Source organism: Eggerthella hominis (genome assembly GCF_014287365.1).
GTDB classification, from domain to species: domain Bacteria; phylum Actinomycetota; class Coriobacteriia; order Coriobacteriales; family Eggerthellaceae; genus Eggerthella; species Eggerthella guodeyinii.
Genome location: NZ_JACOOA010000001.1, coordinates 969,126 through 981,043, shown reverse-complemented (window position 1 = coordinate 981,043; position 11,918 = coordinate 969,126). Strand labels below are relative to the sequence as shown.

At 62.1% G+C, this 11,918-nt stretch carries 11 protein-coding genes; 7 read left to right on the top strand and 4 right to left on the bottom strand.

Annotation, left to right across the window (positions count from 1 at the left end; translation table 11 throughout):
* Positions 1-76 precede the first annotated feature (76 nt).
* From H8S61_RS04285 to ade, 3 genes are all read right to left on the bottom strand, one after another.
* Positions 77-904, bottom strand: a complete 828-nt coding sequence (locus H8S61_RS04285) for a DNA adenine methylase (RefSeq protein ID WP_186938048.1) — start codon at positions 902-904, stop codon at positions 77-79.
* Between the two features lie 3 nt (positions 905-907).
* Positions 908-3,214 (bottom strand): DGQHR domain-containing protein, encoded by a 2,307-nt coding sequence (locus H8S61_RS04280; protein ID WP_186938047.1) that lies wholly within the window; start codon positions 3,212-3,214, stop codon positions 908-910.
* A 115-nt stretch (positions 3,215-3,329) separates the two neighbouring features.
* A complete protein-coding gene (ade, locus tag H8S61_RS04275; RefSeq protein WP_186938046.1) occupies positions 3,330-5,138 on the bottom strand; it encodes an adenine deaminase in 1,809 nt (602 codons plus the stop codon).
* A 206-nt stretch (positions 5,139-5,344) separates the two neighbouring features.
* Here ade and H8S61_RS04270 point away from each other — a divergent pair, with 206 nt between their 5' ends.
* Genes H8S61_RS04270 through H8S61_RS04255 form a run of 4 tightly spaced genes read left to right on the top strand, consistent with a single transcriptional unit; the run spans position 5,345 to position 7,293 of the window.
* The gene (locus H8S61_RS04270) at positions 5,345-5,800 is read left to right on the top strand and encodes a NanQ anomerase/TabA/YiaL family protein (RefSeq protein ID WP_186938045.1); all 456 of its coding nucleotides are present in this window, start codon (positions 5,345-5,347) and stop codon (positions 5,798-5,800) included.
* Between the two features lie 4 nt (positions 5,801-5,804).
* A complete protein-coding gene (locus H8S61_RS04265; protein WP_186938044.1) occupies positions 5,805-6,179 on the top strand; it encodes a GIY-YIG nuclease family protein in 375 nt (124 codons plus the stop codon).
* On the top strand, positions 6,176-6,697 hold the full coding sequence (locus tag H8S61_RS04260) for a P-loop NTPase family protein (protein WP_186938043.1): 522 nt from the start codon (positions 6,176-6,178) through the stop codon (positions 6,695-6,697). The genes H8S61_RS04265 and H8S61_RS04260 overlap by 4 nt, the downstream gene beginning before the upstream one ends.
* A complete protein-coding gene (locus H8S61_RS04255; protein WP_255466416.1) occupies positions 6,694-7,293 on the top strand; it encodes a hypothetical protein in 600 nt (199 codons plus the stop codon). Before H8S61_RS04260 ends, H8S61_RS04255 begins: the two co-directional genes overlap by 4 nt.
* Here H8S61_RS04255 and H8S61_RS04250 read toward each other — a convergent pair.
* Positions 7,290-9,632 (bottom strand): bifunctional alpha,alpha-trehalose-phosphate synthase (UDP-forming)/trehalose-phosphatase, encoded by a 2,343-nt coding sequence (locus H8S61_RS04250; RefSeq protein ID WP_186938042.1) that lies wholly within the window; start codon positions 9,630-9,632, stop codon positions 7,290-7,292. The genes H8S61_RS04255 and H8S61_RS04250 overlap by 4 nt on opposite strands.
* A 193-nt stretch (positions 9,633-9,825) precedes the next feature.
* Between H8S61_RS04250 and H8S61_RS04245 the strand changes: the two genes are divergently transcribed.
* From H8S61_RS04245 to smpB, 3 genes are all read left to right on the top strand, one after another.
* On the top strand, positions 9,826-10,107 hold the full coding sequence (locus H8S61_RS04245) for a hypothetical protein (protein WP_101722853.1): 282 nt from the start codon (positions 9,826-9,828) through the stop codon (positions 10,105-10,107).
* A gap of 178 nt (positions 10,108-10,285) precedes the next feature.
* Positions 10,286-11,434 (top strand): M42 family metallopeptidase, encoded by a 1,149-nt coding sequence (locus tag H8S61_RS04240; RefSeq protein WP_186938041.1) that lies wholly within the window; start codon positions 10,286-10,288, stop codon positions 11,432-11,434.
* Between the two features lie 9 nt (positions 11,435-11,443).
* Positions 11,444-11,911 (top strand): SsrA-binding protein SmpB, encoded by a 468-nt coding sequence (gene smpB, locus H8S61_RS04235; protein ID WP_186938040.1) that lies wholly within the window; start codon positions 11,444-11,446, stop codon positions 11,909-11,911.
* The last annotated feature ends 7 nt before the right edge of the window (positions 11,912-11,918 follow it).

The following is an 11,918-nucleotide window of genomic DNA, read 5'->3' as shown; positions in this document are numbered from 1 at the left end:
GATGATCGCGCGATCAGAAGCCTCCTGCTGGTTGAAGGGTAGGTACGCGCGTATGTCGCTACGCAGAACAAATAAGCTATTCGTCGGTGTTCACACCCTCGTCCAATTCATAATTCCTGATTAAGATTTCTGTTATCCCTTTTCTGTTGTTTGATGCTGCAGCTATTCCGCTGAATCTTTTGACCTTATCAATGATCCAGCCATCATTTTCGTACAGAGAGCGTATAGATTCATGATCTGCGTTTGAAACCAATATCCTGACGCCTTTCTCATTGGCTTCGTTTAGTATGTGTGCCAGTCTTTCTTGGTCGCTCCATGAAAAAATATGCTCGTTGTATTTCAAGAAACCATTGTTGTTGTGGCGTACCGTATAAGGTGGATCGGCATAAATGAAATCTCCTTTTTTTGCCATTAGGATCGTTTGCTCGAAATCCTGAACGTAAAGGCAGGTATTTTTAAGTGCATCTGACCATAATCGAAAATCATCATCGTATTGGATAACGCTTTTTTTCGTACCGATGGGCACATTAAAGATTCCATTCTGATTGACCCTGTACAAGCCGTTGAAGCATGTTCTATTTAGGTATATGAATTGAGCGGCTCGCGTGTATGGTTTCGTGCAGTTGCGTTTCCTTAACGAGTAGTAGTACTCTTTGCAATGGTTTGCGTCATGTATTTTGAGATGACGCAGAACGTTTGCATAATCATCGCGAATAGCTTTATATGTTTCAATTAGACGTTCATTTGAGTCTGAGAGTATCGCGTTTTGGGGTTTGTGAGCGAAAAAAATAGCACCACTTCCTACAAAGGGCTCAATAAACCGCTCATCTATTTTGTAAAAATACTCAGCATAGTTTCCGGCAAGCCAACGCTTGCCTCCGGCCCAGTTCAAAAAAGGCTTCATGGGCTATGCCTCATTCAAGGAAATGCTAACCCGTTTGACGAAAGTGTCATGGATGTAATCAAGATAATCGTAGTCTTCCATTTTGTAACTTCGGTTTTCGGTCGGGTGAGCTTGTATTCTCCTTAGTTCGTTGATTTTCTCCATCCATTTCAGGTTTTTGGCTCGTCCCTTTTCGTGTGGTTCCGGAATGTCAAAAATGTTTTTGAAAACTGGCCAGTTGTCTTTTTGCTCGACTATTTTTTTGTACTCTATGAACTCGAGATAATTTTCAAGGGGGAGATGTTGATCTTCTTCTTCGAGCGATTTCGTGTAAGCGTTCTTCTTGATTCCTTTATCCTGAACCCCTTTCCGCCAGTAGGCGTTGTTTTCGGTACCATATATTTCCTTAAGTTGATCAAAGATAGTTTTCTGCACGGCGATATTCAATTCTTTTATTTGTCTATCAGCCTTCTCGACTCTCTCTATGGACCTTTCATTGATCCATTTTTGATATTCCTCTGGATTGAAATTCGGATGTGTCTTATTGACAATTTGACAAAGCCTAAAATAGTACTCTTTAGGTCCACCAGATCCATATTGAACTTTGAAAGTCCCGTTCATCGTTTCGATGGAGGCGTTTGATAGCCAGTTTCTCACGGGGTAAAGGTACTCGGTAATTCCCAATACGATATTCAACGGGTCTAACTCAAGCGGATCTGTTTGAGTTAGTAGAGATGTATGTTGTATTAGGGAATTCAGGAGCAATAGGTATCCTTGAAGGCTTATATTGGTGCAGAGAATTCCTTTGCGGCCCGCATCCCATAGCGCAGGATTGGAACTCCTGATGATGTCAAAGAAGCTATTTAATGCTTCTCTTGCTCGTTGAAGAGTTTCAGAGTCGGTTTCACCGGATAAGGCCCCTTTGATGTACTCCTTAGTGCTGCCATCGACGCTTCCAATGAGTCCGGATCTCTTTAGCCCATTTTTTAACTCGGGAATCGTTAGACACGTCTCGTCCGATGGCGGAATGCCCTGCTGGGTTACTTTACGGTAAAAGGGTTCACCCATATCTTCATTCAATAGCGAAATCAATCTCGAACAAATTGCCCCAATCCGCTCATTTGGTTTATCAGAACCCCATTTAAGCTCCCCTTCAAGCTCATCTAGCAGAGTTTTTGAAACGGATTTTTGCTCATGGTTGATCGTGACGAAGAGATTTGCCTCCTCGGTCTTATCGAGCTCCTCGAAAGCGATCACCATGATGTTTTGTTTCAAAAAGCTTTTATCGAGAGGGGCGTAACCGTACAATCTGTGTTGGCCATCAATGATCCATGCTGATCGATATTGGCTTGGCAAATACAAATTGCCAAAAGTTATTCCAGCGTCTTCGTTTTGGCTAATCCGGTCAAATCGGCATTTTTTGGTGAAATTGATCAAAATGTTGGTAGGAAAATATCCTCCACTTTGGATAAATTTCGAAACGTCTCTTAATCTTGTTTTACTGATTAGCCTTTGATAGGAGGGTGCGCCTTCTGGATCGTTGAGCGAACGATGATTGACGAAGGAAATTTTTAACAATTGTTCCGGCGTCGACACGAATGAGTAGTACAGGTGGCCGCCGAGTTTTCCACGAATTGCAGGAACAGTAACGTTTTCTAATGCGGGAATCTTCTGATCCTTCAAAAACTCGGCAAGAATCTGGTAACGAGCGGCAGACTTCAAGTGTTCTGCAACCTGTAAATAGTAACGCAGTTCTTTCTCTGTGATTACGTGTAGATTATTTTTTCTGGCATACTGTCTATCTAGTTCGGACCATATTATATTATGAGTTACGATCAACCAAATAATTTTCGGTTTGCATGCGTTTTGATATTGTTTGTTTATGCAATGAGAGATGATACTTTTCGCGTTTGAATAGTCGTCGATGTCTTTTGTCAGACTTTCCTTAATAGGGATTTCGGATGATTTGCATACTGTCACTACAGCAGTCTCGTCGTCTTTCGCTAATACGTCTATATCGCGGTAAATCGATCTTCCGTCTTTTGTTTCATCTACTACTTCGAAATCGTATCCTGTGCTCAACTCTGAATATCCAAGTTTGTAAAAAAGTAACCATACTCGGTTGGCTAACTGCTTTTTATGCGGCCATTCGCGTTTTACTATGCTTTTTCGAGTCATTTCGCGCGCAATAACATAACCCTTCTTTAAGTATTGCTCTAAATCTCGTTTGTATACAGAAATCTCTTCGGTGGTCTTCTTTCTCCATCGAGATTCTTTCGCTAACGCGTTCGGATCCGACTCCATACTCAAAAGGTATTTCTGGTCGTCCATTTCGATATCCAATCTGGAAACAATACGACATGATAAAAATCATTATCGATTATTAATATAATAATCGCGAATATATATCGAAAATCGGCAGCGAAGCGCTCCTGTTCCAGTATGTTTACTCCACCACCAAATCCGCGAACTCGAACGTCGTGCAGTCCACCAGCCCTCGGTTCGTCAGCCTCAACTCGGGGAGGCAGGCAAGCGGTATCAGGGCCATCGTCATGAACGGCGACGGCATGGTGCAGCCGATCTCGGCCCACGTCTTCTCAAGACGGTGCACCTTCTCGCTCATCGTCACGGCGTCGAGCGCGTCCATGAGGCCGGCGATGGGCAGCTCCACGAGCCCCAGCACCTCGCCGTCGGCGACTACGGCCATGCCGCCGCCGCACGCGGCCAGCGTGTTCGCGGCCAGGGCCATGTCCTCGTCGTTCGTGCCCACCACCAGCAGGTTGTGCGCGTCGTGCGCCACGGTGGACGCCATCGCGCCGCGCTTGATGCCGAAGCCCTTCACGAAGCCGTAACCGCACGTGCCCGTCTCGTGATGGCGCTCGAACACGAACGTCTTGAGCACGTCCTGCTCGGGGTCGGATTCCAGCCGGCCGTCGACTGCCGGCAGGTCGACGTGCGCCTCGAACGTGCCCACCTTCCCGGGGATGACCTCGATCGCGCGCACGCGCACGCGCTCGCCGTCGACGACGCCCTCGGGCGCGGGCACCGCGAACGACGCGGGCGTCAGCTCCTTGCCGAGGTGCATCGAGTGCGTCACCCAGTCGGGGAACTGGAACGGCGGCAGGTCGAACAGGGCGCGCCCGTTCTCGGCCACCATGTCGCCGTCGATGAGCACGCGGGTGACCTGCAGGCTTTCCAGGTCGTCTAGGAACACGATGTCTGCGCACTTGCCGGGGGTGATGGAGCCCAGGTCGTGGTCCATCTGGAAGCACTGGGCGCAGTTGATGGTGACCATCTGGATGGCGGTCACGGCGTCGATCCCCAGACCGACGGCAACCCGCACGATATGGTCGAGGTGCCCGTCGGCCACCAGCGTGTGCGGATGCGTGTCGTCGCTGACGAGGTTGGCGAAGCGCGTGTCGATGTCGTGCGCGACGACGGCCTCGGCCAGCACCGGCAGATCCTTCCAGGCCGAGCCGAAGCGCAGCTGCGCGTACATGCCGAGGCGCATCTTCGCCAGCGCATCCTGCGCGCGCGTGGACTCGTGGCAGCAGCGCACGCCCGAGGCGATGTAGGCGTTCAGGCCGCGGTCGGTTTCGGGCATGGAGTAATGGCCGGTCGCGATTTTGCCGGCGCGCAGCGTCGCTCCCACCTCGCCGTGCGCGTGGTCGGTGCTGCCCAGGATGCCGGGGAAGTTCATCATCTCGCCGAGGCCCACGACGTTCGGCCACGCCATCGTCTCGGCGACGTCGTCGGGTCCGATGAACGAGCCGGTGTCCTCGAAGCCGGGCACGGCGGGCACGCACGAGGGGGTGGTGATCATGGCCTTGAGCGGTGTGCGCTGCGCGTCCTCGGCCATCACCTGCACGCCTTCGAGCCCCAGCACATTGCAGATCTCGTGCGGATCCCAGTAGATGCCGACGGTGCCGTGCGGCACGACGGCGCGCGCGTATTCGCCTACGCCCATCATCGACGACTCCACGTGGATGTGCCCGTCGAGGAACCCGGGCGCGATGTACTGCCCCTCCGCGTCGATGACCTGCGTGTTCTCGCCGATGCAGTGGTCGGCCTGCCCGAGGTAGGCGATGCGGCCCTCGGCGATGGCCACGTCCACGTCCTCCTGGATCTCGGCCGTGCACACGTTCACGAGCTTCGCCCCCCTGATCACCGTGTCGGCGGGCGCGAGCCCCTGGGCCACGGCGGAAAGGGTTTTCGAGCATTCCCACAGCGGTTTCTTGCAGAACTGGTTGATCATGCCTTGCTCCTTCGGTGGACGGCGCCGCAATGCCGGCGCGGGGCTGATACGGCCATTATCGACCTCCCCGCCGCCCTCGTCCACGAGGCGTCGGGAGACTTCAAGCGGAATGCGCAATCGCGCCCCGTCAGCGCGCCGGGCGGCCTCGGGTGTATACTGCGATGCGCACCGAACCGCACCGCACCCACGCCTCGAAAGGACCGTCCATGCTGGCTTCAACGCTTCGCCACGCCGCCGACCACGACTACCGCTCCGCGCGCTTCCGGGCCGCCTACGCCTTCCTGGCGCAGGAGGATCTGGCCGCCCTGCCGCTCGGCCGCGTCGACATCGACGGGGACGCCGTGTTCGCCAACGTGCAGGAATACGACACCGTCCCGGCCGCGGAGAAGGACATGGAGGCGCATCGCCGCTACTTCGACGTGCAGTTCGTGGTGGCGGGCGAGGAGGTCATGGAGTACGCGCCGCTCGAGGGGCTCGCGGAAGCCCAGCCCTTCGACGAGGACGCCGACTTCGGGCTGTACGTCGCGCCGGAGCGCCCCAGCTCCGTCGTGCTGCGCGCGGGCGACGTGGCCGTGCTCGCGCCCGAGGACGCCCACAAGCCGGGATGCGCGCTCGACGCGCCGGGCCGCGTGCGCAAGATCGTCGTCAAGGTGCTCGCATAGCCGCATGGAACCCCAGGTCGCAGACGCCCCGTCGTTCTACCTGTACGTGCTCGAGTGCGCCGACGGCACGTGGTACACGGGCTACACCGTGGACGTCGCCGAGCGCGTGCGCGCGCACAACGCCGGCGCGGGCGCGAAGTACACGCGCAGCCGCCTGCCCGTGCGCCTGCTCGTGCAGGCGGCGTACGCGACGAAGCACGAGGCCATGAGCGCCGAGTACCGCTTCAAGCGCCTCACGCGCCGCCAGAAGGAGCGCCTCGTGCGCCGCGCCGCGCGCGAGCCGTTCGAGCAGGTCCTACGCGCCCTCATGCCCGCCGCCGACGAAGGCGCGGCCGCGCCCTCCGACCCGGCCGCCGACGCGGGGGAGGCCTCCGCGTGAAGGTGGCGGTGATCGGCTACAGCGGCGCGGGGAAGTCCACGCTGTCGCGGCGCCTCGGCGAGCTGTACGGGGCCGCCGTGCTCCACCTCGACGCGGTGGGCTGGCAGGAAGGGTGGGTGCATCGCGACCACGACGAGATGCGCGCCATCGTGCGGGCGTTCTTGGACGAGCACGAGTCGTGGGTCGTCGACGGGAACTGGAAGCGCGCCGACTGCGGCCGGCGCTACGAGGAAGCCGACCTCATCGTGATCCTCGACTTCCCCCGACGGCGCTGCTTCGTCCGCGCGCTCAAGCGGTATCGCTCCCATCGCGGGCGAGCGCGCGACGACATGGCCGCGGGCTGCCCCGAGAAGTTCGACCGCGCATTCTTCTGGTGGCTCATGCGCGACGGGCGCACGCCCGCGATCAGGGAGGGCTACCGCGCCGTCCTCGACGCCCACGGCGACAAAACCGTGGTGGCGCGCACGCCGCGCGACGTGGACGCCCTGCTCGAACGGTTGACGGAGGAAGCGCGATGAGCCCCGACCGTCGCGACGGCTCCGACGGCAACGTCGTCGCGCGCATCGCGCGGCTGCTGGAGCTCGAGCGCGACCGGTGGCAGCCGCATCGCGCGCTCGAGCTGCTGTCGTTCGTGCTGGGCGACCGCGCGCAAGTGGGCGACGCGTCCCGCTATGTTTTCGCGTACGCGCGCCATCGGGGCTACGACCTGCCGCCGTATCCGCTGGCAGGGTGCGGGGAGATCCGCGCGTTCTTCGCCGACGAGGGCGTGCGCAACGTGCCCGAATGGTACGAGCGGAAGCTCGGCGTGGGCGGGCGCGCCTACGCCGAGCTGCCGTCGCAGACCGTCGTCGTGGTGCGCGATCGCGCCAACCGGCGCAAGGCGTTCTTCCTCGACGGCATCCGCTACCGCAACGCCGCCGCGTTCGAGAACCTCGCCGACAGCGGCTTCGCCCGCACGCTCGACGAGCCCGAGCTGGACGCCCTGCTCGGCCGGATGCTCGCGTTCCTCGCCCCCGACGCCGCGCCCGACGCCGCCCGCGCTCCCGACGTCCCTGACGCTCCCGAAGCGCCCGACGCCAGCGGCCCCTTCCGCGGCTCCTCGCGGGCGTTCTAGGCCTCGGCCAGGGCTTCCAGCAGCTGGCGCATCTCGGCGCTGTCCTTGAGCGCGAAGCGGGCGCGGGTGGGCCCGCCGCCTATCTTGATGGTCCACGCGTCGGCCGGCGCGGCCTCGAACACGTCCTCGTCGGTGCGGTCGTCGCCGGCGGCCAGCAGGAAGCCGTACGCGGGATCGCGGAACCAGCGATGGGCGGCGTGGCCCTTGTCCACGCCGCGCGGCTTCACCTCGATCACCTTGTTGCCGTCCATGAGCGCGATGCCGCGGTCGGCCAGGCCGTCGGCCAGCGCATTCTTGATCTCGATGACGCGCCGTTCGGCCAGCTCCTGGCTGCACATGCGGTAGTGCCACACGAGCGAGTAGTCCTTCTCCTCCAGCAGCGAGCCGGGCGTGCGGTCGACGAAGTCGGCCAGCACGGGGCGGATGGCGTCCTTCCAGCTGTTGTCGAGCGGCTCCTGCAGCGTCCAGGCGCGCCCGGCTCCGGAGGCGCGGGCGGCGAACCACACGCCGTGCTCGGCCACGAGGTCGATGGGCAGCGCTCCCAGCCACGCCTCGAGCGTGGCGTGGTCGCGTCCCGACACCACCACCACGTCGTTGTCCGCGCGCCCGCCCAGGCGCGCCAGCACGTCGAGCAGCCGCTCGTCGGGCGCGACGCGCGCGGGGTCGTCGGAGAACGGCATGAGCGTGCCGTCGTAGTCGAGCAGGAGCGCGCGCCGTCCCGCCCCGCGAAACGCGTCGAGCAGCTTGCCGGCGGACGTGGGGCCCAGGAGGTGCGCGCTCATGCCGGCCTGGCGGCGCTTGACGTCGGCCACGGCGTCGAGGAACTCGCGCGCCCACTTCTTCGACGTGTAGCGCGCGAGGCGCTGCTGCATGGGCGCGTTGCGCTTCCGCTGCTCGTCGGCGGGCATGGTGAGCGCCCGCTGCATGGCCCGGACGATGCCCGCGCGGTCGAACGGGTTCACGCACAGCGCCTCGTGCAGCTCGTAGGACGCGCCGGCCATCTCCGACAGCACCAGCACGCCGCCGTTGCCGTCGTGGCAGGCCAGGTACTCCTTGCACACGAGGTTCATGCCGTCGCGCAGCGGCGTGACCAGCATGACGTCGCTCGCGGCGTACAGGCTGACCAGCTGCTCGAACGGCAGGGCGCGGTAGTAGTAGTCCACGGGCGTCCAGTCCATCGTGGAGTGCTTGCCGTTCACAAGGCCCACCAGCTCGTCGATGCGCTTCTTGAGCGCGCGGTACGACGCCACGTTCTCGCGCGACGGCACGGTGACCAGCATGAGCACGACGCGCCCCTTCCATTCGGGGTATCGGTCGAGGAAGGCGTCGAACGCCTCGATGCGCTCGGGGATGCCCTTCGAGTAGTCGAGCCGCTCCACCGACAGCATCACCTTGCAGCCCTCGTGGCCCTTCTCGGCCGCGAGCGTCTCCATGGACGCGCGCACCTCGGGCGTGCGCGCGGCGTCGCGGTAGCGCGCGTAGTCGATGCCGAGGGGGAACGCGTCCACCTGCACGACGCGCCCGTCCACCGTGAGGGTGCCGCTCGTGTTCTCGATGCCCGCCACGCGCCGGCAGCTCGACAGGAAGTGGCGCACGTAGTCGTAGGCGTGGAAGCCGATGAGGTCGGCCCCCAGCACGCCGCGCACGATTTCGTCGCGCCACGGCAGCGTGCGGAACGTCTCGTAGTCGGGGAAGGGGATGTGCAGGAAGAACCCGATGGACGCCTCGGGCAGCGCCTCGCGCAGCATCGACGGCAGCAGCATGAGGTGGTAGTCCTGGATCCACAGCGTGTCGCCGGGCCGCGCTTCGGCCAGCACCGCTTCGCAGAACCGCTCGTTCACGCGCCGGTAGGTTTCCCATTCCTCCTCGTCGAAGCGGGTGAACTGGGGAAAGCCGTGGAACAGCGGCCAGATGGCCGAGTTGGAGAAGCCCTCGTAGTACGCCTCGGCGTCGTGGTCGTCGAGGAAGACGGGGCGGCAGGCGCGCTCTTCGAACGCCGCGGCCAGCCGCGCGCGCTCCTCGTCGCCCAGGCACGCGTCGGCGTCGGCCCAGCCGATCCAGAGGTTGCCGTCCTGCTCGTGCAGCGGTCCCAGGCCCGTCGCCAGGCCGCCCACGCTGCGCTCGAGCTCGAAGCCTCCCTCGCCGTCGTCCTCGAAGCGGTAGGGCAGGCGGTTCGACACGATGATGAGCCGCCCGGCGCCGGGCGCGGCGTCGCGGCGCCCGGTCGGTTGCGGGCGGGCGGGGGCGTTCGCCTCCCAAGGGTCGTCGATGCGCATGAGGGGCAAGGGAAGCGGCGTGTCGCGACGGAGCGTCGCCGCGGTGCGGTGAGTGTTTGGCATGGAGGTCCACCTTTGCTGTCTTTCCTGCCATTGTAGGGAAGCGACGGGCCCGCTCCCGAAGCGGTTGCATCCTTGTTTCGCGCCCGTCAGGTCGTCGTGAACGCGCCCTTTTCTCGCACGATCGCGCAGCGCGCGCGGCCGCCTTGGGGTATCATGCGAACAGTGAGAAAACCACGACCCCCGAAGGAAGGATATGCAGACCTACATCGCCCACTACGTCTCTCCCGCGGCCGCCGACGTGCGCGGCACGGGGCTTTTCGAGTTCGAGAGCGACTCGCGCGCCAACACGAAGGGCAACCTGCGCGACGCGCGCCTCAAGATGCTGGAGCTGTACGGCAAGGACGCCGTGTCGTGGACCATCGACAGCGTGGAGCGGAAGAAGGCGTCCGTCGCCTCGCAGGACGGCCAGCTGGCCCTGGACTTCCGCCCGCCGAAGCCCGAGCGCAAGCGCGCGAAGAAGAAGGAGTACTGGTAGGCCCCTCCCTCCGGACGCCGGCGCGCCTCCGGCCCCGGGCCCTCGTGGTGCTCCGGTGACGGCCTCGCGTCAACGCTGCGATGAGGTGGCCGCTCAGGCGTGCAGGGGCTATACTGTCACCCATACCAAACAACGCGCCGCGCGCCCACGCGCGGCCTCGCCCAGAACAGGGAGCGCTATGAAGAACAAGCAGGTGAAATTCCTCAAGCAACTGCTCGAGACCCCGTCGGCCACCGGCACCGAGATCGCCGTGGCCGAGCTCGTGCGCGAGCGTCTGGCCGGCACGGCCGACGAGATCCAAACCGACGTCATGGGCTCGGTCCATGCGCGGCTGTCGGGCACGGGCGTGGCCCCGTCGCTCATGCTGTCCGCGCACATGGACGAGATCGGCCTCATGGTCACCTACATCTCCGACGAGGGCTTCCTGTCCGTGTCGTCCGTCGGCGGCGTGGACGCGGCCATCCTGCCGGGCATGCGCGTGGACGTGCACGCGTCGAACTCCTACGAGCCGCTGCGCGGCGTGGTGGGCCGCAAGCCCATCCACCTCATCGAGCCCGACGAGCGCAAGAGCGTCACGCCCATCGACAAGCTGGTCATCGACCTGGGCCTGCCGGCCAAGCGCGTGAAGAAGCTCGTCATGGTGGGCGACGTCATCACGTTCGGCGTGGGCTTCGAGCGCTTCGGCAAGAACATGGCCGTCTCGCGCGCCTTCGACGACAAGGCGGGCGTGTGGATCGCTGCGCGCGTGCTCGAGACGCTCGCGAAGGAGGGCCGCGCGCCCGGCGACTTCATCGTGGCCGCCACCGTGCAGGAGGAGATCGGCACGCGCGGCGCCATCACGTCCACGTACGGCCTGAACCCCGACGTGGCCATCGCGTTCGACGTGACGCACGCCACCGACTACCCCGGCATCGACAAGACGAAGTACGGCAAGATCGTCTGCGGCGAGGGCCCCGTCATCGCGCGCGGCCCCAACATCAACCCGGCCGTGTTCGAGCGCCTCGTGGCGGCGGCCGAGGCCGAGGGCCTGCCGTACCAGATCGAGGCCGAGCCCGGCGTCACCGGCACCGACGCCCGCTCCATCCAGATCACCCGCGGCGGCATCCCCACCGGCCTCGTGTCGGTGGCCCTGCGCTACATGCACACGCCCACCGAGGTGGTGTGCCTCGACGACCTGGACGCCACGGTGAAGCTGCTCGCCCGCTTCGCGCGCGACCTGGGCGAGGACGCCTGCTTCGTGCCGGGCATGGGCGACGCGGTGACCGAGGACGAAGACGAAGGCGAGACCGCGGCGCAGGAGCGGTTCGACGAGACGGGCGTGGAGTAGAGGTACGGCGTGAAGCGCGAAGAGAAAACCATCGCCAAGAACAAGAAGGCGTTCCACGAATACGAGATCCTCGAGACGCTCGAGGCGGGCATCGAGCTGACGGGCACCGAGGTGCGCTCGCTGCGCGACAACCACTGCCAGCTCACCGACTGCTTCGCGCTCATCCGCGACGGCGAGGCGTGGCTGCACAACGTGCACATCCCGCCGTACCTGAACGGCAACATCGCCAACCCCGACCCCGACCGCAAGCGCAAGCTGCTGCTGCACAAGAAGCAGATCCGCCAGCTGCAGGAGCAGGTCAAGGAAAAGGGCATGGCGCTCGTGCCCGTGAAGATGTACTTCAAGGACAACTCGCTCGTGAAGGTGGAGCTGGCCGTGGCGCGCGGCAAGAAGCTCTACGACAAGCGCGCGACCATGGCGGCGCGCGATTCCCGCCGCGAGGTGGAGCGCGCGCTCAAGGAACGCAGCCGTTACTAGGCTGCGG

Coding starts and splice junctions, on each gene's coding strand:
- H8S61_RS04285 (WP_186938048.1), bottom strand. CDS start 904: ATGAAGCCTTTTTTGAACTGGGCCGGAGGCAAGCGTTGGCTTGCCGGA.
- H8S61_RS04280 (WP_186938047.1), bottom strand. CDS start 3,214: ATGGACGACCAGAAATACCTTTTGAGTATGGAGTCGGATCCGAACGCG.
- ade (WP_186938046.1), bottom strand. CDS start 5,138: ATGATCAACCAGTTCTGCAAGAAACCGCTGTGGGAATGCTCGAAAACC.
- H8S61_RS04270 (WP_186938045.1), top strand. CDS start 5,345: ATGCTGGCTTCAACGCTTCGCCACGCCGCCGACCACGACTACCGCTCC.
- H8S61_RS04265 (WP_186938044.1), top strand. CDS start 5,805: ATGGAACCCCAGGTCGCAGACGCCCCGTCGTTCTACCTGTACGTGCTC.
- H8S61_RS04255 (WP_255466416.1), top strand. CDS start 6,694: ATGAGCCCCGACCGTCGCGACGGCTCCGACGGCAACGTCGTCGCGCGC.
- H8S61_RS04250 (WP_186938042.1), bottom strand. CDS start 9,632: ATGCCAAACACTCACCGCACCGCGGCGACGCTCCGTCGCGACACGCCG.
- H8S61_RS04245 (WP_101722853.1), top strand. CDS start 9,826: ATGCAGACCTACATCGCCCACTACGTCTCTCCCGCGGCCGCCGACGTG.
- H8S61_RS04240 (WP_186938041.1), top strand. CDS start 10,286: ATGAAGAACAAGCAGGTGAAATTCCTCAAGCAACTGCTCGAGACCCCG.